This window comes from Paenibacillus sp. FSL M7-1046, from assembly GCF_038007405.1.
Classification (GTDB): Bacteria; Bacillota; Bacilli; order Paenibacillales; family Paenibacillaceae; genus Paenibacillus_AQ.
Genome location: NZ_JBBOXB010000001.1, coordinates 3,206,209 through 3,230,457, shown reverse-complemented (window position 1 = coordinate 3,230,457; position 24,249 = coordinate 3,206,209). Strand labels below are relative to the sequence as shown.

At 51.5% G+C, this 24,249-nt stretch carries 20 protein-coding genes; 5 read left to right on the top strand and 15 right to left on the bottom strand.

The window, feature by feature from the left end:
* Positions 1-10: 10 nt before the first annotated feature.
* Together NYE29_RS14215 and NYE29_RS14210 are read right to left on the bottom strand one after the other, a co-directional pair.
* On the bottom strand, positions 11-922 hold the full coding sequence (locus tag NYE29_RS14215; protein WP_076114136.1) for a carbohydrate ABC transporter permease: 912 nt from the start codon (positions 920-922) through the stop codon (positions 11-13).
* A 16-nt stretch (positions 923-938) separates the two neighbouring features.
* Positions 939-1,889 (bottom strand): ABC transporter permease, encoded by a 951-nt coding sequence (locus NYE29_RS14210; protein ID WP_038596672.1) that lies wholly within the window; start codon positions 1,887-1,889, stop codon positions 939-941.
* A 357-nt stretch (positions 1,890-2,246) separates the two neighbouring features.
* Between NYE29_RS14210 and NYE29_RS14205 the strand changes: the two genes are divergently transcribed.
* The gene (locus NYE29_RS14205) at positions 2,247-5,000 is read left to right on the top strand and encodes an alpha-mannosidase (RefSeq protein ID WP_340896458.1); all 2,754 of its coding nucleotides are present in this window, start codon (positions 2,247-2,249) and stop codon (positions 4,998-5,000) included.
* A 28-nt stretch (positions 5,001-5,028) separates the two neighbouring features.
* Complete coding sequence (locus NYE29_RS14200) at positions 5,029-6,309, top strand: glycoside hydrolase family 125 protein (protein ID WP_340896457.1); 1,281 nt, start codon at positions 5,029-5,031, stop codon at positions 6,307-6,309.
* A 180-nt stretch (positions 6,310-6,489) separates the two neighbouring features.
* Here NYE29_RS14200 and deoC read toward each other — a convergent pair whose 3' ends face one another.
* On the bottom strand, positions 6,490-7,167 hold the full coding sequence (gene deoC / locus NYE29_RS14195; protein ID WP_340896456.1) for a deoxyribose-phosphate aldolase: 678 nt from the start codon (positions 7,165-7,167) through the stop codon (positions 6,490-6,492).
* Positions 7,168-7,452: 285 nt separating this feature from the next.
* Between deoC and NYE29_RS14190 the strand changes: the two genes are divergently transcribed.
* Together NYE29_RS14190 and NYE29_RS14185 are read left to right on the top strand one after the other, a co-directional pair.
* Complete coding sequence (locus NYE29_RS14190; protein WP_038596681.1) at positions 7,453-7,794, top strand: hypothetical protein; 342 nt, start codon at positions 7,453-7,455, stop codon at positions 7,792-7,794.
* A gap of 9 nt (positions 7,795-7,803) precedes the next feature.
* Complete coding sequence (locus tag NYE29_RS14185) at positions 7,804-8,808, top strand: ketoacyl-ACP synthase III (protein ID WP_340896454.1); 1,005 nt, start codon at positions 7,804-7,806, stop codon at positions 8,806-8,808.
* Between the two features lie 95 nt (positions 8,809-8,903).
* On the opposite strand, the gene NYE29_RS14180 is transcribed toward NYE29_RS14185, so the two are convergent.
* The 8 genes from NYE29_RS14180 to NYE29_RS14145 form a co-directional block, all read right to left on the bottom strand.
* Positions 8,904-9,734, bottom strand: a complete 831-nt coding sequence (locus NYE29_RS14180) for a prohibitin family protein (protein WP_340896452.1) — start codon at positions 9,732-9,734, stop codon at positions 8,904-8,906.
* 372 nt (positions 9,735-10,106) lie between these two features.
* Positions 10,107-11,195 carry an IS200/IS605 family element RNA-guided endonuclease TnpB gene (gene tnpB, locus NYE29_RS14175; protein ID WP_340896451.1) on the bottom strand — a complete coding sequence of 363 codons (1,089 nt, stop codon included), beginning with the start codon at positions 11,193-11,195 and terminating at the stop codon, positions 10,107-10,109.
* Between the two features lie 177 nt (positions 11,196-11,372).
* Complete coding sequence (locus NYE29_RS14170) at positions 11,373-12,827, bottom strand: SulP family inorganic anion transporter (RefSeq protein ID WP_340896450.1); 1,455 nt, start codon at positions 12,825-12,827, stop codon at positions 11,373-11,375.
* A 194-nt stretch (positions 12,828-13,021) separates the two neighbouring features.
* Positions 13,022-14,098 carry a bifunctional 3-deoxy-7-phosphoheptulonate synthase/chorismate mutase gene (locus NYE29_RS14165; protein WP_076114024.1) on the bottom strand — a complete coding sequence of 359 codons (1,077 nt, stop codon included), beginning with the start codon at positions 14,096-14,098 and terminating at the stop codon, positions 13,022-13,024.
* Positions 14,099-14,590: 492 nt separating this feature from the next.
* A complete protein-coding gene (locus NYE29_RS14160) occupies positions 14,591-16,852 on the bottom strand; it encodes a PAS domain S-box protein (RefSeq protein WP_340896449.1) in 2,262 nt (753 codons plus the stop codon).
* A 152-nt stretch (positions 16,853-17,004) separates the two neighbouring features.
* On the bottom strand, positions 17,005-18,000 hold the full coding sequence (locus NYE29_RS14155; RefSeq protein WP_340896447.1) for a phosphotransferase enzyme family protein: 996 nt from the start codon (positions 17,998-18,000) through the stop codon (positions 17,005-17,007).
* Between the two features lie 216 nt (positions 18,001-18,216).
* Positions 18,217-18,606, bottom strand: a complete 390-nt coding sequence (locus tag NYE29_RS14150) for a response regulator (protein ID WP_038596695.1) — start codon at positions 18,604-18,606, stop codon at positions 18,217-18,219.
* Positions 18,607-18,749: 143 nt separating this feature from the next.
* Positions 18,750-19,424 (bottom strand): Na-translocating system protein MpsC family protein, encoded by a 675-nt coding sequence (locus tag NYE29_RS14145; protein WP_038596697.1) that lies wholly within the window; start codon positions 19,422-19,424, stop codon positions 18,750-18,752.
* A 216-nt stretch (positions 19,425-19,640) separates the two neighbouring features.
* On the opposite strand from NYE29_RS14145, the gene NYE29_RS14140 reads away from it, so the two are divergent.
* Complete coding sequence (locus tag NYE29_RS14140) at positions 19,641-20,183, top strand: glutathione peroxidase (protein WP_076114027.1); 543 nt, start codon at positions 19,641-19,643, stop codon at positions 20,181-20,183.
* A 122-nt stretch (positions 20,184-20,305) separates the two neighbouring features.
* On the opposite strand, the gene NYE29_RS14135 is transcribed toward NYE29_RS14140, so the two are convergent.
* Genes NYE29_RS14135 through NYE29_RS14120 form a run of 4 tightly spaced genes read right to left on the bottom strand, consistent with a single transcriptional unit; the run spans position 20,306 to position 24,191 of the window.
* Positions 20,306-20,650, bottom strand: a complete 345-nt coding sequence (locus NYE29_RS14135; RefSeq protein ID WP_076114028.1) for a 4Fe-4S binding protein — start codon at positions 20,648-20,650, stop codon at positions 20,306-20,308.
* Entirely contained in the window at positions 20,647-22,254 is a 1,608-nt protein-coding gene (locus NYE29_RS14130; RefSeq protein WP_340896445.1) for an FAD-binding protein, read from the bottom strand. The genes NYE29_RS14135 and NYE29_RS14130 overlap by 4 nt, the downstream gene beginning before the upstream one ends.
* 44 nt (positions 22,255-22,298) lie before the next feature.
* Positions 22,299-23,099, bottom strand: a complete 801-nt coding sequence (locus tag NYE29_RS14125; RefSeq protein ID WP_340896443.1) for an alpha/beta hydrolase family protein — start codon at positions 23,097-23,099, stop codon at positions 22,299-22,301.
* Between the two features lie 24 nt (positions 23,100-23,123).
* Entirely contained in the window at positions 23,124-24,191 is a 1,068-nt protein-coding gene (locus NYE29_RS14120; protein WP_076114031.1) for an ABC transporter substrate-binding protein, read from the bottom strand.
* Positions 24,192-24,249: the final 58 nt, after the last annotated feature.

The following is a 24,249-nucleotide window of genomic DNA, read 5'->3' as shown; positions in this document are numbered from 1 at the left end:
TTTTATACACTTACCCTTTGACAGAGCCAATCATGACCCCTTGGACAAAGTAACGCTGCAGGAACGGATAGACAGCCACAATGGGCAGGGTGGAGACGACAATGACTCCATATTTGATCAGCGATGCCGTTTCTGCCTTCGAATTCATGGCCATCGCCACCTCGCTGTTAATCGCAGCCCCCGTGGTTTCGGCCGACATCTCCTGAAGGACAAGGATCTGGCGCAGAACCATCTGCAGCGGATACTTGGCTTCATCATTCAAATAGATCAGGGACGGAAAATAGCTGTTCCAGTGGCCTACACCATAGAACAAGGCCATAACAGCTACAATCGGTGCGGATAGCGGCAAAATAATGCGGATGAACAGCTTCAGATTGGTACAGCCGTCAATGTGCGCCGCTTCCTGCAGCTCCTTAGGGATGGTCGTCTGAAAAAATGTGCGGGCCACGACAATGTTCCAGACTGAAGCGGCCACCGGCAGTATCAAAGCACCCATACTATTAATGAGGCCCAGGTTCTTGACCAGCAGATACGTCGGCACCAGTCCGCCGCTGAAGAACATCGTGAACAGAATGATGCCCATAAACAGCTGGCGTCCGACAAAATCAGATCTGCTGAGCGCATAAGAGGCCGGCAGGGTAACGGCGAGATTGAGCAGGGTCCCTGCCGCCGTGTAGATAATTGTGTTCAAATAACCATTCCATATCTTAGGGTTTTCAAAAACAAGCTTGTAGCCGTCCAGAGTCACATTCTTTGGAAACAGCCACATGGCCCCCGAATTGACGTCCTGCGGGGAGCTGATTGAAGCGCTGAGAATATAGATCAGCGGATAAAGGACAACCACCAGCGCAAGACATAAATAAATATAGGTGCTGATCAGAAACAGCTTATCCCCCCTGGATTCTTTCATTGCAGTAACCATAGACTTCAACTCCTTTCTACCAGAGGCTGTTCTCACTGGTGCGTTTGGCAATCCGGTTGACGGTAACCAGCAGAATGACGTTGACCACCGAGTTGAACAATCCGACAGCCGTTGAGAAACTGTATTGGGCGTTCACCAGGCCGGCGCGATATACATAGGTGGAGATTACATCGGAAGCTTCCATATTGAGCGAGTTCTGCAGCAGCAGGATTTTCTCGAAGCCAAGGCCGAGAATATTACCCATATTCAAGATCAGCATGATCGTAATCGTCGGCACAATTGTCGGCAGATTGATATGCAGCACCCGTTTGAGCCGGCTCGCTCCATCCACTATAGCCGCTTCATGCAGCTGGGGGTCTACGCCCGAGAGGGCCGCAAGATAAATAATGGTCCCCCACCCCGTGCTCTGCCAGACACCCGAGAAGACATACACCGTCTTGAACCAGGCCGGATCGGTCAGAAACTGTGCAGGCTGAAATCCGAGGAACTCAATGACCCGCACAATCATTCCGATGGAGGGTGATAAAAAGGTAATGATCATCCCCGCCATGACAACTACAGAAATGAAATGCGGTGCATAGGTGACCGTTTGGACCGTTTTTTTGAACGGACCGTTGCGGACCTCATTGAAGGCCAGCGCCAGAATAATCGGCAGCGGAAACCCGATCGCAAGTTCATAGAAGCTGATGCTGAAGGTATTCCAGAGCAGATCCCAGAAAAAATAGGAATTGAAGAACCGTTCGAAATGATCAAAACCAACCCATTCACTGCCCGTGATTCCTTTGGAAGGCACGAAGTTCTTAAAAGCAATCTGGATGCCGTACATCGGACCATAATGAAAAACGAAGAAATACAGTAATGCGGGAAGCATGAACAGATAAAGCTCCCAGTTTTTCCAGATCCTTTTGCCAAGGGACTTGTTCTTCAATGAAGGACTTCCGGATACCGCAGCGTTACTCCCCTTCATTCTTTCACTCCTCTCTATGTTAGTTTACGTAACATTAAGTCGTGTAGCTGCTTCGCATTCTTCACAATGCAACTCTTGCTAACGCTTACAACACAAATTGTAGTGAAACTAAGCTGACACCGTAAATATGTAGGTTCTGCATTGTCATGTTAAGGGAGTGTAAAACCGCGCTGCTACGGCACTTTCCGGCCTGCTCTGCCATTGTCACCTTCATATGGACCACCGCCTGAAATGTGTGAATTATGAACCTCCCTCCGGGCTGCAAAAGTTACATATTGTGATCACAGGACAGGTATGCAAACATTTGCTACGAATGCCTGACTAAAGGATTGACTGACGATATAGGAGGTTTCTGTTATGACCCGTACAACCGCCCACCTGATCTCCCACACGCATTGGGACCGGGAATGGTACATGCCTTACGAGCGTCATCATGCTCTGCTGGCGAAGCTGATGAATGAACTCCTGGAGACCCTGGAGAAGGACGAACGCTACCGTTATTTCCACCTGGACGGACAGACCATTATTATTGAAGACTATCTTCAGGTTCATCCTGAGAAAAGAGAAATCCTGGAGCAATTCATCCGAGAAGGACGCATTGTCATCGGACCCTGGTATGTGCTGCAGGATGAATTCCTGACGAGCTCGGAAGCCAATGTCCGCAATCTGCTGATCGGCCATCAGGATGCGGCCAAGTATGGCGTCATCTCCAAGCTGGGCTATTTCCCGGATTCCTTTGGCAATATGGGACAAGCGCCGCAGCTGCTCCGGCAGGCAGATATTGAGACTGCAGTGTTCGGACGCGGTGTGAAGCCGACCGGCTTTGACAATATGGTCGGTGAGCTGAACAGTGCAAGCTATGAATCGCCTTATTCCGAAATGCTCTGGGAGTCTCCCGACGGCTCAAGTGTGCTCGGACTGCTCTTCGCGAACTGGTACAGCAACGGTAACGAGGTGCCTGTGGAGGCGCAGGAAGCCACGTCCTTCTGGGACAAAAAGCTTGCCGATGCCGGTAAATATGCATCCACCCCGGAGCTGCTATTCATGAACGGCTGTGATCATCAGCCTGTGCAGCGCAATCTCGCCGATGCCCTGGAGACCGCCAGGAAACTGTATCCGGATGTGGATTTCGTCCATTCCAGCTTCGAGCAGTATTTGCAGGCGCTTAAGCCCTCGCTGCCTGAAGATCTCGTGACCGTGAACGGCGAGCTGCGCAGCCAGCACACCGACGGCTGGGGGACGCTTGTGAACACCGCTTCCGCCCGCGTCTACCTGAAGCAGATGAACCAGCGGGGTCAGACCCTGCTGGAGAAAGGCGCCGAGCCTCTGGCTACACTGGCTTATCTGGTCAGCGGGAAGGCTTATCCCCATGCATTGCTAACCTACGCCTGGAAGACCCTGATGCAGAATCATCCGCATGACAGCATCTGCGGCTGCAGCGTGGATGAGGTTCACCGCGAAATGATTGGACGCTTCGAGAAGAGCAGACATGTGGGTGAAGCCATTATTGAAGAAAGCCTGAAGACCATAACCGGAGTGATCGGTACTGCAAACACGGCTTCCTGGGGGGAATCCGCCGTTCCGGCAGCGGTCTTCAATACCACAGGCTGGGAACGCAGCGGTACGGTAAGCGTGGATGTCATTGTCGCCAAGCGCTATTTCAAGGAAGGGCCGAACCCGGCGGCGATTGTCGAGGCGCTGGACCGGCTGCCGCTTGATCTGGACAACGGCCGGCTGCTGGACAGTGAAGGGCAGACCATTTCCTGCCGGGCGGAAGATCTGGGCACCCAGTTCGGCTATGAGCTGCCGGACGACCAGTTCCGTAAGCCTTATATGGCCCGCAAACTCCGTCTGACCTTCGAGGCCGCACAGGTACCGCCGCTCGGCTACAAAACATACGCCTGGATACAGTCACCGGATGTCCGTACCGAAGCTGCTGCCAGTCCACTGAGACTCATGGAACAGGGAATGGCCAACGACTTCCTCGTTATTGGGATCCGGGAGGACGGCTCCTATGATGTAACGGACAAACATACCGGTAAAGTCTTTAAGGGACTCGGCGTCTATGAGAACTGCGGCGATGTGGGGAATGAGTATGTGTTCCGTCAGCCGGAGGGCGATGTTCCGCTGACTACCCGTGGCCTCACGGCCCGAATCTCTCTTGCCGAGCATGAGCCTTACCGCATTACCTACGAAATCGTCCACGAATGGGAAATCCCGGCTTCCGCCGATGCTGCGTTCGCGGAAGAGAAACGCAAAATGGTTCCGTTCCGGCAGCGCAAGGCAGGCCGTTCCTCGGAGAAAGTGCCGCTGCGGATCGTGACCCGGATCAGCCTTGAGGCTGCAGGGACCGGCATTCAGGTCTCTGCCAAGTTTAATAATCAGGCCATGGACCACCGGCTGCGCGTCCTCTTCCCTACTAGACTTGCCGCCTCCACCCTTCTGGCCGATTCCATATTTGAAGCGGCGAAGCGCGATATTGCTCCGGCTTCCGATTGGATTAATCCAAGCAACGCCCAGCATCAGCAGGCTTTTGTCAGTGTGTCGGATGGCAGCGCCGGACTTATGATCGTCAACAAAGGACTGAATGAATACGAGGTCCTGCGCGACGGGAGGAATACCATTGCTGTGACCCTGCTGCGCAGTGTGTCGGAGCTGGGGGACTGGGGTGTGTTCCCTACACCGGAAGCCCAGTGCCTGGGTGAGCATACCGTAGAATTTGCGGTTCGTCCTTATGCCGGAGATGCTGCCGAGCCGGAGGCTTTTGCCTGGGCCTATCAATATCAGGCCCCATGGTTCACTGCCCAGACCGGCTGGCAGCAGGGCTCCTTGCCTGCCGAGTATCAGCCGCTGGAGTGGCAAGGCCGCACACTGGCCCTCTCCGCATTCAAAATGTCCGAAGCAAATGAGGACGTTGTCCTGCGGTGGTATAATCTGGCGCACAGGGAGCAGGATTTTACGCTTAAGGCTCATTTTCCCGTACAGGCTGCATACGCCAGTGATATTCTGGAGCGGCGGAACCACAGGGAAGCATCCGACGAAGGAATCCTTCGCAGTTCCGTCAGCAAAGCCCAAATTGTCACCTATGCGCTGCAACCGTTACAACCCTAATATCAACCATACCAGGAGGAGTTAGACTATGAACCTGCCAGCTTCCATTACCCAGTATCTGAATGAAGCCGACGAACGGCTCGCTCACCATCCGAAATTGCAAAAACTGTTCCGTAACTGTTTTCCGAATACGCTCGAGACTACAACCAGACTGCTTGATGACGGCACTACCTTCGTATTCACGGGGGATATTCCGGCCATGTGGCTGCGTGATTCCACTGAACAGGTGCGCCATTATATTCCTTTTGCCAAAAATGATCCTGAGCTTCAGCGGACTCTCCGCGGCCTGATTGCCCGGCAGATGTTCTATGTCAATATCGATCCGTATACCAATGCCTTCAACGAAACAGCAAGCGACAAGCATTACCGGGACACCGACAACTGCAATCTGAATCCGTGGATGTGGGAGCGTAAATACGAGCTGGACTCCCTCTGCTTCGTCGTACAACTGGCTTACATGTACTGGAAGGAAGCGGAGCAGACCGACATCTTCGATACCGCCTGCTACCAGGCGCTGACCTCCATCGTGAACGTTATAGAAACGGAGCAGTATCACGGGGAAAAATCGCCGTACCATTTCATCCGGCAGACGCTTCAGGATACGGAGACTTTGTACAACAACGGACGCGGCATGCCCGTCAATTACACCGGCATGAGCTGGTCCGGCTTCCGTCCAAGCGATGACAGCTGCGAATTCGGCTACAATATTCCCTCAAATATGTTCGCCGTGGTGATTCTGGGGTATATCCGCGAGATCGCAAGCGAGGTGTACAAGGACGAAAGACTGGCGGCCCGGGCTGCAAAGCTGCGCAAGGAAATTGACTTCGGCATCCGTACCTACGGAATTGTAAACCACCCGAAATACGGCAGAATCTACGCCTATGAAACAGACGGCTACGGCAATTATTCCCTGATGGATGATGCCGGCACGCCGGGACTGATGTCCATTCCTTATATTGGTTATGTGGGTGTGGAGGATGAAATTTATCAGAACACCCGCCGGTTTGCGCTCAGCTTCGACAACCCTTTCTATTTCGAAGGTAAACATGCCAAAGGGATCGGCAGTCCGCATACGCCGGGAGGTTATGTTTGGCATATGGCGCTGTCCATGCAGGCGCTGACGGCAGACAATGATAAGGAGATCAAAGAACTGATTGATATGCTTATACGGACCGATGCGGATACCGGATATATGCACGAAGGCTTCCACCCTGACGATCCCGCCGATTTCTCGCGCGAGTGGTTCGCCTGGTCCAACAGCCTGTTCGCCACCCTGGTCAGCAAAGCGATGGACAAAGGACTGGTCTAATCTGAGCTGCACCAGTCGTACCTTCCTTCAATGGATATTGCAGCGGAAAACACTACCCTAGTTAATGATGTGAATTATAGAATCGAGTCCTGCCTTTAGAAAAAAACCGGCTGCGCCGTCCTTTATACAAGGATGGCGCAGCCGGTTTTTTGTAGCTGGAGTAGCTGGACTGCATGAACTTTAATAGCTGCTTTGGCTCTGTTCGCCTTTGGCAATAGCCACGCCGCCACTAGTGCCGATTCTTGTCGCTCCGGCTCCAACCATAACAAGGGCATCCTCTGCGCTGCGCACGCCGCCGGATGCTTTGACGCCGATGTCCGGACCGACTGCCGCACGCATCAGTGCGATATCTTCCTTGGTGGCTCCTCCGGTTGAAAATCCGGTCGAAGTCTTCACATAATCCGCTCCCGCTTCAACAGCAAGCTTGCAGGCACGGACTTTCTCCTCATCGCTCAGCAGGCAAGCCTCGATAATGACTTTGGTTAATGCTTTGCCGCGGGCTGCATCAACAACAGCAGAGATATCACGCTTCACCAATTCATCATTGCCATCCTTCAAAGCGCCGATGTTGATCACCATATCGACTTCACCTGCGCCTTTTGCTATTGCATCGGTTGTTTCAAAGGCCTTTGTTTCCGGTGTTGAAGAGCCTAACGGGAAGCCGATAACCGTGCATACTTTTACCTCAGGTGTATCTTTCAAGACTTCATGGGCAACAGATACCCATGCCGGATTTACGCAGACTGAGGCGAACTTATAGGCTTTGGCCTCTTCCGCCAACTTGATGATATCTTCTTTCCGTGCATCCGCCTTCAGCAGCGTATGATCAATGATCCCGGATAGTGTAATTTCACTCATTATTAATTCCTCCATAGCAGTAGATATTCTCATACCCTGTAATCATACCAATAGAAGAACGCTTTGGAAAGGCGAGGGAAAACGATCTGCACCTTTCAATATGCTTCTATGCACCTCTCCGCGGAATAGATTGATCCCTATTTTTATAAATATAAAAAAATAAAAAGTTTAATTATGCTAAATAAACCTTTTCAAAACAACGATAATAATTATATGGAATTATTAGTTTCCATATTTTTCTGGATTGATTTCACAACTATTTTGTAGAAGGAGATGTTTGGACAGATGGGTAGTTTTAAATTCGCAACGAACACCAAAGAGCACAAACTAGATGTACAAGTCGAAGGAACCATGTCAGAGGAGGACGCAGGACGGTTTATTCAGGAATATAATCAAACCGTAAGCAAGTTTGACCCTACTGAATATGAGATTGTCCTGGACTGCACTACGCTGAATGTTTCTTCTCCGGATGTGCTGCCTATGCTGGAGCAATGCTATATTCTGTACCAACAATCCGGGTTCAAAAAAGTAGTCTTCACGATCGCCAAAAGTCCGGTGCTGAAAATGCAGCTTAGCCGGGTGGCTCGCTCCACAAAACTGGCAAACTATGAAATTATCGAAGTGTAGGTGAAGCTGATGAAACATACCGGAGAAAACATTAGAATCCGCAATGCCGCGTACTACCATCCACAGCACATTGTTGGCAATGATTATTACCTTGATCATTTCGCGCAAATGGGGAAGGACATCAAGCGGTTCCTCGAAGTGATGGGCCGCAAGAATAGATACATTATCAAGGACGAAAATGAAAATTCGCTGACGATGGGATTAAAGGCGGCACAGAAGGTGCTTGAGGATGCCGGTCTGCAAAGTGAAGATCTCGATATGATTGTGTTCGCTTCACAGACACCGGAGTATACTTATCCTACCAATGCCCTGCTGCTGCACAACAAACTGCAATGCAAGCATCGCACCATTACTCTGGATTCCAATGCCAATTGCGCCGGTATGGTAGCGGCTGTTGAACAGGCGAGCCGTTACATGCAGTCGAACCCAAGCATCCGTTATGCGCTGATCACAGGGAGCGACTACAGCTCGGTCAACTGCAATACGGACGATGAAATCACCTATTCTAACTTTGGAGATGCGGCGGCCGCCGTTATTCTGGAGCGGAGCAGTGAAGCTGGGGGATTTACAGATTCCTTGTACTATACAGATTCCGAAGGCTGCGAGAACATTATGTTTCCAGCATGCGGATTGTCTAACATCTATCGCGAAGATATAACAGCAGAGCAGATTCGAATCCGCTGGACGCCGTTTGACGGTACCGTATGCGTAGATGCGGCCATAGCCGATATTAAAGAGCTGCTGAGCCGCAACGGCCTGACTACCGATGATATCTCCGCCTTCTGCCTGTCCCAATTCTCACTCAAAAACATTGAGCTGATTCAAGAGGGGCTCGGCCTTAGTGAAGAGAAATTCATCTATGTTGGCGACGAATTCGGCTATACCGCCACAAGCAGTCCATTTATCGCCTTTCAGCGTGGAGTCGAGGATGGACGGATCAAACGCGGGGACTATGTCTTCTTCTGGTCCGTAGGCGCCGGCTGGCAAATTCCGACGATGCTCTTCCAATACTGATTAACGGGAAACCGGACAAGCTATCTTCTTAAAATCATGCAAAGAGCCTTGCTCTCATTCTGGAGCAAGGCTCTTCTTTATGCCGTAGCCAATGGTTACTTTTGCGTCAGCGAATCAATGTCCACAAATGGCGTGGCCCCGCCAGTTACCGACGGCAGTACGCCGTTCCATTTCTCCAGCGCTTTCTCCTGGACTTCAATTTGCTTCAGCTGCACCAGCTCAGGTGTAACCTCCTGCTTCTTCAGTCTTAAGGATTCGGCCTCCGCCTGTGCCTGGGCAATCTTCTGTTTGGCTTCTATCTCAATCCGCCGGAGATCATTCTCCGCCTTCAGCGCCTGCTGCTGGGCGACCTGCTTCGCTTCAATCGATTGGTTGAAGGCATCGGAGAATTTGAAATTGACAATGTTGATGTCATTAACGACTAGATCATATTTGGCCAGCCGTGCAGTGAGCAGACCACTGATTTCTCCCGCCACGGCATCACGCCGTGTAATCAGATCTTCTGCGGGGTATTTAGCCGTTACCTCCTTCACAATCTCCTGAATCGCCGGGTTGATGATCACGGCATCAAAATTGCCTCCAATATTATTCATCAGATTGTAGGCAGAGTCTTTACTGACGGAATAGTTAACGGCTACATGGGTAGATACGGGCTGAAGGTCCTTGGACGATGCCGTAGTGTCCGTCTCCGCTTTGGTTACCTGCGTGTTGACCTGAATCACACTCTGGAAGAAGGGAATTTTCAAATGAATGCCCGGTGTCAGCATATTGTTGTTCAGTTTGCCGAAGGTTTTGTACAAACCTACATGCCCGTACTCTACGGTAGCAAATGAGTTGGCGGCGATTAGCCCCAGAACCAACACCGCCGCCGCGATGCCTATGAGTTTGCCTGGCCTAGTCTGCTTCAATTTCGGATTAATCTCCATGATTGTTGAAACCTCCCTAATTATGCTCTGCTTGGTATTGTTAACCTTTTATACGGTGGTGCAGCACCAGCGGTCGCAAGGAATTTTTTGCAGGGAAGTATTCTATATTGTATTAGGGAGAAGGACGGCTGCAGCCGGATGCCAATGTCAGCAGCGGCACAAGCAGCACTGCGGTTATTTTTTTCAGGATGAGATTCAATTCTCCACTCCTCTTCTGCCGGGAATGTCACCGTTCTTCTATAATATTTGAATCTCCACCACTTAGCTGACGCTTGAAGGGGTGGATTCTTGCGAACAGAGGAGCAACCTCCTCTTATGGGCAAGCGATCCCTGCGTTCTCGCAGTTCTACGTTTTATTTTTATAGGTAATTGCTATACCGCTACCTCTTTGATATTATGAGCCGCATTTTCATCCCGATCATGGTGTGTTCCACAAGCTACACATGTCCATTCTCGAATCGAGAGGTTCTTCACTTCGGGATGGATTGTGCCGCATACGTGGCACTGCTGACTGGTCGGCTCGAAGGTGTCAGCAACCCGGAGGGTTCGTCCATACCAGGATGCTTTATACGTCAGTTGACGCACCCATTCGCCCCAGGACGCATCAGCGATGGACTTGGAGAGTTTGGGATTTTGAATCATATTCGCCACTCGCAGATGTTCGATGCTGATCGTTTGGCACTCACGGATCAGCTTCGTTGTCATCTTGTGGAGAAAATCGTTCCGGGAATTTGCAATGTGTTCGTGAATACGAGCAATGTGTTTCTTGGCTTTCTTCCAGTTGGAGCCCCCTGGTGTGCGTCTTGCCAAACGCCGCTGCCACAGCGCAAGCTTTTTCTCGTATTGACGGTAAAACCTGGGGTTGGCAAAATGTTCGCCGTTGGAGCACACAGCGTATTCCTTAAGCCCCAAGTCAATGCCGATATGTGCATCTGCTTGTGGGAGTGGGATCTTTTCGACCTCGCAAACCAGGGAGACAAAATACTTATCGCTGGCGTTTTGCCGTACCGTAGCGGACAGTATACGACCCTCCAGCTTCCGAGAGTTGGCGAAACGCATCCAGCCGAGCTTGGGAAGCTTCAATCGGTTGCCTTCAATGGCGATATTTCCGTTCGTGAATTTCGTGGTGTAGCTTTGTACTGGATGCTTCCGACTTTTGAAGCGAGGCGCTTGATTTTGCTTTTTGAAAAAGCGGTCAAAGCTATCTGCCACATGCCGAACGGCGGACTGTAAAGCAATACTATCGACTTCTTTGAGCCAGTCATATTGTGTTTTTAGGACGGGGAGCTGTGTCGCACAGGTCTGATAGGACAAACCTTTGCCTGTCTCGGCATAGGTTTGGTTCCACTCTTCCAGGAAATGATTGAACACAAAGCGGCAGCAGCCAAACATTCGACGAATGAGTTGCTGTTGCTCGGTATTCGGGTAGATGCGGTATTTATAGGCTTGATGAACGATCATGTGCGACACCCCCTTTTATAGTATTTTCTTACAGTATAGCACGTATGTTCGCTGAATAGTTGAAAACCGCCGATTCATCTCCGCCTATAGAGGTCGGAGTCTTTTCGGCTTTTGATGATAAATAGCAGCCTTCTCCATAGAGAAAGCTGCTAAAAAGATGATTATTAATCATATGAATTACAAATGTCCGCCGGATAAGGACAAGCCAACCCGTTTTACCAGCTGTGTGCTTTCCTCGTTTAATCCGGTAATCGTAACCGTTTTGCCATACGCCGCATACTTGCTGATCGTCTTGGCAATGGCGCCAGCCGCTGACTGGTCCCATACATGGGAATGTGTGAAGTCGATCCTGATGTTCTCCGGATCGCCCTCATAATTAAACTCATGAATAAAGTGGCTTGTCGTACCGAAAAACAGCTGGCCGGAAACGACATATGTGGCCATATCGGCGGATGTCTGGACGCTCAGCGAAATCGAGGCTATTTTCCAGGCAAACGTCAGGGCACTGAGCAGAACACCGAACAACACCCCGATGGACAGATTATCCGTTAGCACGACCGTAACAACCGTTACAATCATTACCAGCGCATCGCTTAGCGGTACGCGGGCCAGCGTCTTCAGCGAGCCCCATTCAAAGGTGCTGATGCACACCATGATCATGACGCCTACCAGCGCTCCCATTGGAATTTGCTTAACGATATCACCGAGAACAAGGATGAGGAACAAGAGGAACATCCCCGACACAAAGGTGGATAGCCGGGTGCGTCCACCCGATTTCATGTTGACCATCGATTGGCCGATCATCGCACAGCCTGCCATGCCTCCGAAAAAGCCCGTGACGATGTTCGCCAATCCTTGCCCCTTCGCTTCACGGTTCTTGTCGCTTCCGGTGCCGGTTATATCGTCAATTAAAGTTGCCGTCATCAGCGATTCCAGCAGCCCGACCACAGCGAGTGACAGTGAATATGGCAATATAATGAGCAGCGTATCCAGTGTAAATGGCAGCTGAGGCAGATGGAACAGCGGCAATGCCGATGTTATCTCTCCCATAGCCCCCACGGTCCTCACATCCAGATCAAGCACAATGCTGAGCACTGAAACGATAATAATTGCCACAAGCGCCGAAGGCACCGCCTTGGTGAAACGCGGAACCGTATAGATGATGAGCAGAGTCAAGGCTACAAGGGCATACATCACCCAGCCTTGGCCCTTGAAATGCGTAAGCTGTGCCATAAAGATCAGAATAGCCAGCGCATTGACAAAGCCGGTCATGACCGGCTGCGGAAGAAAGGTAATAAATCTCCCCAGCTTGAGCATCCCCATCACGATTTGGAAAACTCCGGCTAATACAGTAGCTGCGAACAGATACTCAATTCCGTGCTGGATTACCAGACTGCCGACCAGCAGCGCCATTGCGCCGGTGGCTGCCGAGATCATGCCCGGTCTGCCTCCGGCAAACGATGTTACAATTGCGATGCAGAAGGAGGCATACAGACCTACCATCGGGCTTACTCCGGCAAGGATCGAGAACGCAATCGCTTCGGGAATGAGTGCAATCGCCACCGTCATTCCGGAAAGAACATCGCTCCGTGTATTGGAAAACCACCCGTTATTTAATTTTAGCTGCTTCAAGCTTCTGTTTCCTCCTGTTTCTGCTATGGTTGATTGGACTGTTCCGAACAGCCCGGGCCGGTGCAACGCCAATGTTTCTTATTGTACCTGACCCGCCATAACCTCCACAAAAGTGCAGCCTGTACTTGTAAGCGTTTATTTCTGTCTTTTTCTCGCATATGCTGCGAAAATCAAGTCCATTCAATAGATTTAAATTACCGGTATAGTCCTGAAGCCTTAACCTCATTGAAGAAGGTATTGAATTCCTCGATATTAAGCTGCTGCGCAGCATCCGACAATGCAGTCGCCGGGTCGGGATGAACCTCGACCATGATGCCGTCGGCTCCGGCGGCGAGTGCCGCTTTGGCGCAAGGGATCAGGATATCCTTGCGTCCGGTGGAGTGGGTCACATCGACCAGCACCGGCAAATGGCTCTCCTGCTTCAGGATCGGCACGGCCGAGATGTCCAGTGTATTACGCGTCCATTTCTCGTAAGTGCGGATACCGCGTTCGATCAGCATGACCTGGGTATTTCCGCGTGACATGATGTACTCAGCTGCATGGAGGAATTCTTCCATCGTTGCAGCAAGCCCGCGTTTCAGCAGAACCGGTTTATTCAGTTCTCCAGCCGCCTTGAGAAGCTCAAAGTTCTGCATATTGCGTGCGCCGATTTGGATAATATCCACATAATCCAGTGCCGGCTCCAGATGTGCCGGATCAACGATTTCACTAATCGTCAACAGGCCGTATTCATCAGCCGCCTCACGGAGAATCCGCAGCCCATCCATGCCAAGACCCTGGAAATCATACGGCGAAGTCCGGGGCTTGAACGCTCCACCGCGCATTACGCGGATACCGGCTTTTTGCAGCGCCGCTGCCACCGTACGGGTCTGCAGTTCGCTTTCTACGGAGCAAGGGCCTGCTACCATCAGCGACGACAAGCCGCCGACGGTCACATCGCCCGGCAGGACAATAACGGTGTCCTCTTTGTGGCTCTTGCGGCTGACAAGCATGCTTTTCTTGTGCTCGGCAGACTGCAAATCCAGAGAAGCGGAGAAGATTTGCTTGAAGAGGCTGCGGATCGTTCCGCTTGTGAAAGGTCCTTTGTTGCCCGCTACCAGCTTCTCCAGCATCTGTTTTTCCCGTTCCGGGTCGAACTTCGGCACGCCTTGCTTTTCTTTAACTACACCAATTTCCTGAACTACCTGGGCACGCTCGGAGATCAGCTCCAGCAGCTGCTCATTAATTTCATCCAGGCGGGCTCTCAGCCCATCCAATTCCACGTTGCTCATTACCTTCCACTCCCTCTTCTCGATTAATTCAACCTATGAACGCAAAAAGGCCCCCCGTCGCAAGGGACGAGGAGCCGTGGTACCACCCTTATTTAGGATTAATCAAAAACAACCGCCGGCACAAAAAATGAAAGCTCATTTCCTGCCCGGGATTAACCCTATCTTACACCCGATAACGCGGGGCGCGGGCCTCCCTACCCATAGTTGCTGCAGCAAATACTTCAGGGGCCGACTCAGAAGTGAACTTCGGCGCTAATCGTCTCATGAGGGTGCTCTCAGTCTCCGGCACACCTTCCCTGTTAAGATCCGCTTCTAGCGCTTACTCTCTTCGTCATTGTCATTTGTGTTATATGCCGGCGCTTCTTCTGCGCCGGTTGATGCTATCTTAATCAATAAGATCCTCTGATGCAAGACATCAATGTGCCGCTTCGCAGCTTTAATCAACTAAAATATCCTTTAATAAGATTAAGCGCCCAAGCCTATTTTTTCGCCTCAGAAAAATTTCCCGATGATATTCGAAATAGCTTCGCTTCTGAGCGGCTTACTGATATATTCCTCCATCCCGGCCTCGAGACAAAGCTCACGGTCGCCCTTCAGCGCATTTGCCGTAACCGCAATAATTACCGGAAGCTTCTCCTGCGGAAGCGTCTGTTTAATAACCCTGGTAGCTTCCAGCCCATTCATCCCGGGCATCTGCACATCCATGAAAATAATGTCATAGTCCTTGCTGCCGGCCATCTCCACTACCTGCAGTCCGTCTACCGCAACATCAACAGCGTAGCCCCGCTTCTCCAATATTTTGCGCAGCACGATTCGGTTAATTTCATTGTCTTCGGCCACTAATATACGCAGCTCCCGGCCAACCGGACCCAGGCTTGGCAACTCGGTACCCGGTTCTCCGTCTGAACCTTTGTCCTCCTCGCGCAGCACCACAGTGAATACAAAGGCCGCACCAATCTCTGTGCCGCTATCCAGTGCAATGCTGCCGCCCATCAGTTCAACAAGCTGTTTGGTAATGGCCAGGCCCAGGCCTGTTCCTTCATGACGCCGGCCCATAAATTGCTCAAGCTGATAAAACGGCTCAAACAACCGGCTCCGGGAGTCTTCCGGGATACCAATCCCGGTATCAGCAACAGTGAATTGCAGCGTAATGCCATTTGCGGCTTTTGCCGCAGTCCGGACCTGTATTGTGACACCTCCGGTATAGGTGAACTTCACTGCATTGCCGACCAGATTGAGCAGAATCTGCTTCAGCCGGTCTGCGTCACCTATCAAATGCTCCGGCACTTCTGCGCCCGTCGTAACCTCAATGTACAACCCCTTCGCCTCCGCCTTAAGGAGCAGCAGTTCGAGCGCGGAGTCCATGCAATTCTTCAGCACAAACGGCTCTTCGTGCAGGGCTGTTTTGCCCGCTTCATTCTTGGAGAAATCCAGAATATCATTGATGATATTCAGCAGCGTATGACCGCTCTGCCGGATAATATCGAGATACTCGCGCTGCACGGAGCCCGGTTCACTCATGTCCAACAGCAGATCGGTCATCCCCAGAACCCCATTCATCGGCGTGCGGATCTCATGGCTCATCATCGCCAGAAACTCGCTTTTGGCCTTGTTCGTATTCTCAGCAATCTCCTTGGCAATGAGCAGCTTCTTCTGCTCGGTAATATCCTTCACGATAATATAGAATCCGACCCGCTCCTCGTTGATGATGATAGGGGCGATCGTTGTCAGCACTTCGACGGTATGGCCGTCTTTATGCCAGATCAGATTGATGTTCCGCTCCTTGCTGTTGTTCTCATTGCAATAACCGATTACATCATGCAGATGATGGGCGCCGATAATCAGACTCACACTCATTCCGACCATTTCAGGGATAGTGTAGCCTGTCAACTGGCAGGCTTGTTCATTTCCGTTTATGATATTGCCCTGCAGATCCAGGGAAATAATCGCATCATGATTATATTTTTTCAGAGAGGTATACCGCTCAATGGATTCCTGCAGCATCGTCTCTACGGCTTTGCGCTCTGTTACATCACGGCCTACCGCAAGCACGCTCATGCTATTCCCATCCTCAATTAAACGCAGGGTGAATTCAATCCAGAGGTATCGCCCGTCGGCATGGCGGATTCGCAGCTGGATGCTCTGAAACTCCATGGGCTCAGAGAGCTCCAAAACGGAAAGATCCTCATGGTGAATCAGCCCGCGGATATCGCGTCCAATCAGCTTCTCCGGCTCGTACCCAAGCACCTCCTGAATCGAAGGTGAACAATACAGGCAAATGTTGTCCAAAGTGGAATAATACACAATATCCCTTATGTTCGCGGCGATCAACCGGTAGAGTTCATCACTAGGAGGAGGGGCAATTTCGGAGGTATTCCCCTCCAGAATCTCAGCCAAATGAATTAAATAATGCAGCTTCTCCCCCGTACAAGGATCGCTGACAAGCACAGCATGCAGAAGCAGCCGGACCGGTGTGCCGGCGGCACGGGTCAGCTTAATTTCACATTCAAAAAAGGGGGCCTCTCCTGCTTGCAGAGCCCCCATCATCTTTTTATATACCGCCAAAGAATCATTATGCAGAAACTCACCGAATTCACGCTCCAAGAGCTGTTCCTCCGAATACCCCAGCATCAAGACTACCGCGGGATTTATACGGGTCCATTTCTCATCCATAGAAAGAAAAGCTACTCCAACCTTTCCCGTTTTGTACGCCTGTCCAAAGCGGGAATATACCTCCGCATGTTGTCTTAACATCTGATCCACCGCCCGTTTGTGGAGTATTGAGTGAAATTCACTTATTTTAAAACTTCAATATAAATATCTTGTATAATCGGGCGAAAGTCAAATGTTATTCCCGCTTTTTCAGCTTAAAATTCAAGGCATTATATATTCACTTTCCGCAGGTCTTAGAATGAATAGTAAACTTCTTTTCCGGCAAGAAAATCCCTGCACAGGGTATCGCATACTTTTGCTGCATCCTCTTTAATCCAGCCATTCCGGTCAAAGTCATGAATAAAAAATAGATAGCTGATGAATATATCCATAAAAATCAATCCTTCAATATACCGTACCTGATCAAAAGTGAAAGTGGACCTTGAAGCATAACCCAGCAATAGGGTTTGCCTTAATTCGCTTGGAAGGATGGAAGATGCGCTGCCCAGGTCAAATAGGTAATAGCCATAACCGAACAATCCAAAGTCTATATAACAGGGACCCTCATTCGTAATAATGACATTCCCAAGTTGAACATCGGCATGTATGAGCCCCCACTCTTGTTGAGCATCCAAATCCCTCAGTTGTCCCTTTACATATTCCAGAACCTCCCTAATGATCTCATAGTGCTCTTGACTGTACAGGCTGGCTTCAATTCCATATTTAAGTTCCTCAATCGCACTATCTATTCTTGCTGCATCATATACAGGTCTGGTTAGCGCCGGCAGTGCGGATTCCCGTGAAAAATGATGTAGATCCGCCAGCTTCTCCCCTAATGCAAAAACAATCTGCCCTATGTTGTCTTCCTGCAAAGTAAGCGTTGAACCCTCTATCCACTCCAGTAAGGTTGCGTAACAGGAGCCAAATTCATTGGCTGTATATTCTGAAACAAACTGGCCCTCACGGTTAACAGAGGGTTTCTGCACCCGCAGGCTGTTCTTTTGGGATAATCCCTGAAGTAAGTACATTTCTGACTTTAAGCCTTCAAGCGTATGTTGTATACCAAACAGACCTGCTGTTGCAGGTTTATGTATGCGCAGCAAATACTGTTTGTCGTCGCTTGTATCTGTTACCTTAAACGTCATATTTTCATTATGTCTAATAAATTCAATTGCTGGTTCTGAGATAGAATAAAGCGCAAGCACTTCTTCTGCATGATGCATCAAATCGCCCACAAATTCAGATTCCATAATATAATCACCGTTCCTGCATTTTCCTTTTAGTTTATCATAGGTTTAATCCCGGATACGCGGGCAAGAACAGTTAAATACAAAGAAGCCCTTAACAAAGCGGCTTCGTAATAATCCTTATAGAACGGCTTTTTGCCGGCAAACCGGCCTTCCGGCGGAGTTCTCCCCAGTGCCCCACCTTTGACTGTACACCCTTGCTCTAATCCCGGTCCGGTGTCAGGAACCCCCTGTTAACAAAGCTTCAACAGTTTCCGTAACGGCTTTGACCTGAAAGGGCTTCGTAATATACCCGGCAAAACCTGCACCTTTGGCCCGCTCAATATCCAATCTCTGGGCAAAGGCGCTAATCGCCAAAACCGGGATATGCCGGGTCTCCTCTTTCGACTTCAAAGATTCCAATGCCTCATAACCACTCAGGTCGGGCAAGCCGATATCCAAAATAATCAGATCCGGCAGCTTCTGTCTGGCAATCTGCAGACCAAGCTCCGCCGTATCAGCTTTCAGCAGTAATACGGAGGGCAGATTTCTTTTGAAAATATGATGCATTAAATCCATGTTGAGCTCATTATCTTCTACATAGAGCACCGTCTGCTTGTATGCCCCCATTCATCAAGTCCCCCTAAATGTTTAATGCGCAATATACCTAGTCAGAGAAAATAAAAAAGCCGAAGAAAGGGTCATCTCCCCCTTCTCCGGCTCATGTTCGGCTCATTTGCATGTCCGACCCATTTCCACCTCATCTATGATGTTTATTGAAAAGTATATGCTATCACACTGGTATCCTTGTCGAAATCCCAATCCACATAAATGTCAGACAGCTCCTTGCCAAGCATCGGCGCAATTGTGGTGGTATCCTCCAAATAACGTTTTTCCATTTTGCGTTTCGTTGTTTTGAGTGTATTCTCATAGCCGAGGCCAATCAGTTCCTTCTCCAGAGGAATCAGAATTCCCTCACGCTTGATGATCAGAGTGCGCGGGCCAAGCCACCAGGAGTCGGTAAATTCCGGTTCCTTCTGCACTTTCCTGCTCACTTCATTGATCTGGGCATGGACTTCTTCACGCCCGGCATAATCGTCGACAGCCACTCCGCTGTGCTTGATGAGTGCAACGATCATTCCTGACGCGTTATGTATGCCCCAATCATAAAAAATCTCGCTGACCTCAATAGCCATCTTGTCCTTCAGGTAAGCCGAAAGCTCGGGAAGCAGTGATTTCATCAGGAGCTCCCGCGTGTAGCGGAACGCCTGCTCCTCTTCCTTGTTTAACAAAAATCTCTCCACAGGCCCGATAAAATTGCGGATATGCATGGCGATGCATTGCTCTCCGATAGAAGCATGAATGGATTCGGGCCCTTTCCCGAAGCGCTCTCTCAGCAGTCTTCCTGTGTAACTGGAAAGTTGGCTAGTAAGTTCTGTAGTGCTCATCAAATTTCCTCCAGCATTATATTCTTTTGTCTGTGTCTAACTGTATGGGGAGACTCTCCGCCTGCTGAAGAACGGTTCGTACACCTTAGTATAATCTCAACAGCCAGCTTCGTACACACAAAAAAATCATTGCACAATTTGACACGCGAAATTAAATTGTATACAATTTAATGAATAATAACATTTCATTTCATATTGCGGAAGGATGATTCAGCAATGAGCATATATCAATATACCGCGCGCAACATTCGGGGCAAGGAAACCAGCCTTGAACAATACAAGGATAAAGTCCTGCTGATTGTAAATACCGCCAGCAAATGCGGGTTCACTCCGCAATATTCCGACCTTCAGAAGCTCTATGAGAAATATCAGGATGACGGATTTCAAATTCTGGGATTTCCCAGCAACCAGTTCGGGGAGGAACCCGGAACCAACGAAGAAGTAGACGTCTTCTGTCAAATTAACTACGGAGTTAGCTTCCCCCTATTTGAGAAGGTTGATGTGAAAGGCGAAAATAAACATCCCCTGTTTCACTATCTGACCGGTCAGGCGGGCTTTGAAGGCTTTGATGAAAGCAATGCCAGCGGGAAGCTGCTGCATGCCATGCTTCAGGAGCGTGAGCCTGCAACACTGGCTGACGACGAAGTGAAATGGAATTTCACCAAGTTTCTTATTGACCGTAAAGGCCAAGTTGTGAAACGTTTTGAATCCTACAGCGATCCGCTGGACATTGAGCCGGCTATTCAAGAACTGCTGTAAAATAGTTCAGTTGCATATTGCCTGCTAATATATGGATACGACAAGAGGGCGTCCCGGAAGCCTTTCATTCACGGCTTCTGGAACACCCTCTTTATGCTTACAAAAGAATCGAATGGCTTGTTTCACTTGCCACGGTACGTTTCAGTGAACACTTCAAAGAACGGCGTAGTGTCCCTTTCCGCCATTGTATCCTGTACCCCGGGACTCCAGCCAATCTCCGCCCGCCAGCTTCCGAGCAGCCCGGAAGCAATCAGCTCCTGCTCATCCACCGCAACCTGCTCATCTCCTTGGGGCGCTACATAGAGCGCATCCGCCGGACAATAAGCCTCGCACATGAAGCAGGTCTGGCAGTCCTCCTGCCTGGCGATGACCGCAAGCTTGCCCTCCATCTCGAATACATTCGTCGGGCATACCTTGACGCATAACCTGCAGCCGATGCAGCGGTCCTTGCTGACCAGTTCGATCATATCGCCCGCCCCTCTCTGCGCACATTCAGCTCATGGGCATGCGGCACTCTTTCCGTGCTGATGCCGATTCGGTCTATGCCGGACAGAATCAGCCGGTGGGTCTGGCGGATATCCAGCTCCGGATATTCAGCCAGCCGCTGGAGGCCCCGGCTTTCCTTGCGGGCCAGCGCAGCGGTGTATATCCAGCGGCCGACATTCAGCATGGCGGCTGCTTCCCGCGACTGCACTATGCCCTGCACCGTGGCGGGAGGCCGCCCGGCCAAATAGGGCATCAGGCTGTCCAGCCGCTTCAAGGCTGCTGCAACGACGGGCTCGCTGCGGAAATAGTTAATCTGCAGCGGCAGAATTTCACGCTGGACGGCCGCGATCAGCGGCCTTGCCTCCAGCGTTTCCGGGGCATCGGCGCCGGCCGGCAGACCATAGCGGCCTGCCGCGGTAAGCTGCCGGGTGTCCGCCTGCCGCGGCTGGGACAGCGCGTGCCGCGCGGCTCCCTGGCCGGCCCAGGTTCCGCTGCAAATGGCCCAGGAAGCGTTGTAGGCCCCGCCGCCTGAAATGGCGCCGGTTACCTTCTCGCGGGATGCGGCATCCCCGGCCGCATACAGGCCGGGTACCGTTGTCGCACAGTCGGTGCCCGTCAGGCGCAGGCCGCCCGTACCGCGCATCGTGCCTTCATAGCGGAGCGTGAGCGGGAATTTATCCTTGAACGGATCAATCCCCGCCCGCTCCAGCGGCATGAAGAAGATCGGGTGGGCACGGCGCAGAAATTCGCGTTTCTCCGCTGTGTCGGCCAAATCCAGCGAAGCATAGACCGGACCCTTCTGCATCAGTTCCGGGATGCTGCCAAAATTGCGGTCGCCCTGGTGCAGCGGCTTGCCCGCCGCATCATACAGCGTCGCCCAAGCCAGCATCCGCCCGCGCGTCACCGTTCCGCCTTCAAAGCTTGGCGCATACTGCCGGCTGAATTCCATGCCCGACAGCTCGGCACCGGCTTCGGCCGACATCAGCAATCCTTCGCCTGTGAGCACGTTGCAGCCCAGACCTTTGCTGAGGAAGGCGCAGCCGCCGGTAGCCATCACCACGGCGTTCGCCCGTACCTCCCAGGCTTCGCCGGTCAGGCGGTTGATCCCCCGCGCGCCGCCCACTCCATGTTCATCATGCAGCAGTTCCAAAGCGGGAGACTGATCCCAGATCTTCACTCCCGCCTTACGGACTACCCGCCGCATAATCTTCATATACTCCGGGCCGTGGAGATGGGTCCGCAGCGGATTTCCCGCTTCATCCTTGGGAAAGGGATACCCCCAAGCCTCAACCCGTTCCAGACTCTGCTCCACCTGATCCAGCACACGGTGTATCCAGGCATTCTCCGAGAGGTACCCTCCGGCTTTAAGCCTGGCCTGAACCGCCGCTTCACGCAGCTCGGCTACCGGCGGGATCACGAGCAGCGTGGTGCCGCCCGGAGCCGTGGCGCCGCTCGTTCCCAGATACCCTTTATCCGCCAGGATGACCTGCGCTCCCAGTGAGGCTGCGTTCCATGCCGCCCATGCCCCGGCTGGACCTCCGCCCAGCACAAGCACATCCGTTGTTATTTGCTGCTGCTGCGGCATTTCATTACCTCCCAAAAGTTTCACTTGATCATTTCCGGCCTGCTCTAGCCCAGTTGTTCATGCAAAAATCCCAGTGTCACCGCCACGGCCTCATTCAACTCCGGGGTCGGGCCTTCGTAAGGATCTACGGTGTTGAAGGTGTGGTCAGCACCTCTTACCGAATAATAACGGTGCTGCGGTGCCTGCTCCCGGAAGCCTGCATTCTGCTGCAGCAGCGATTCCCTGTCCTGGTCGCCCTGGATGATCAGCGCAGTAGCAGGTAGCAATCTTAGAGCCTCCTCCAAATTAAAACGTCCCTTATTCCGCTCCACATCTTCCTGAACGGCATAGTCCTGCGGAGTCAGTGCCGGCCCCCCGTCAGCCTGAGAACGGGCTGGCGCAGAACCGCCGTTCCAGACCACCAGCGCCTGCACTTCCGGATGCTCGGCAGCGAACACAATATTGCCGCCGCCCGCACGGCTGTGCCCGAGAATGGCCAGCCGCTTAAGGTTGGCCTGCTCCGCCAGCGGCAGTCTGCCCTCCTGCAGACTGCCCAGCACCTGCTCCAGGTCTTCCAGTTCCCGGCTCAGCGTAGCTGTTTCCGCGAGTTCTTGCGGTCCGAGCCCTGTTGCACTGCGGGCAGCAATACGTGAGAAGTTGAAGCTGACGGTGTAGAAGCCGCTTTCCGCAAGCCTGCCGGAAACCTCCGGCCAGAATGCCCAATCCTTATGACCCCGGAAGCCGTGGCTGATCAGGACAACAGGCTTCAATAACTCACCGGGAGGAACCCTTACTTCGCCCTCCAGATAAAGACCGTTAACCAGCGGCAGCTTGAAACGTTCAATCGTCAAAGTTTCCTTTCCCATACGTAACCTCCTCCATATAAGAATTTATTGGAGCTGCCAATCGCTGATATTGAAATCTTTTTTAGCCAGCTTCTCCTCCACCAGGAAGTTCTTCGTACCCTGGAGCAGCTTCAAGCCTTCTTCGGTGAAGGCGGTATCCTTGATATCGCTGATCGGATTCACCTGCTTCGCCAGCTCGGGTGTGGTATCGCCGATTTCGGCCAGGAATTCGTAATACTCCTCTTCATGCTGCTTGAGATCGGCCAATGCCTTCTCCCGCGCCGCATTCCAAACCTTCGGGAATTCCGGGAATTTTTCCAGATATTCCTCCGACACAACAGTAGCGCTGGAGCCCAGCAGATCAGGATGCTTCGAAGCATCATCCAGATGGGTGTAGCCTTCATCAATCAGCTTCAATGCCGGAACACCGAGATTGGTCGTAGCATCCACATCTCCCCGCGCAAGTGCAGCCGTAGCATCGGGAATCAGCATATGAACCAGCTTATAGCCGGTGACGCCCTCCTGCTGGAGCAGGCCGACCACATAGCGGTGCATGAAGGAGCCTTTTTGAATAGCGATGGTTTTGCCCTGAAGATCCTTGACGGTCTTGGGACCGTCCTTCTTGCCGATCAGGTAGCCGACAGTATGGGCTGAGGATTGTGAGATCAGGCGTGTTTTTGCACCGGAGGCATAAGCTATAATAGCCGGAGTGTCCCCTAGACTGCCGAAATCCAGCCTGCCGCTAATCAGCGATTCCGTCTGGTCCGGTCCGTTCGGGAAGCCGGTCAGCTTCACTTCGGTAATGCCGTATTTCTTCAATTCCTCCTGGATAATGCCTTTATGGAACCCCCAACCTTCCGCGCCGCCCGGAACGTTCAGCTTATTCGAGCCGATAAAGCCGAAACTCAGCACAGCAGGCGCATTACCGGCTGTCTCACCACCCGCCGCCTCTGCAGTATTAGTGCCGCCTCCCGCTGCCGAAGAAGCCTCCTTGCCGGAGCCTGCATTATTTCCGCAAGCCTGAAGCACCAGCATGACCATAACCACACTTGCGATAAGTGTGAAGCGAATCCCTCTTCCCCAACCGCCTTGAATCTCTCTATACGTTTTCATTGTCCTGATCTCCCCTCAGTCTTCTGCTGAATGATTTTATTCGTGCTGTTTCTTCCGC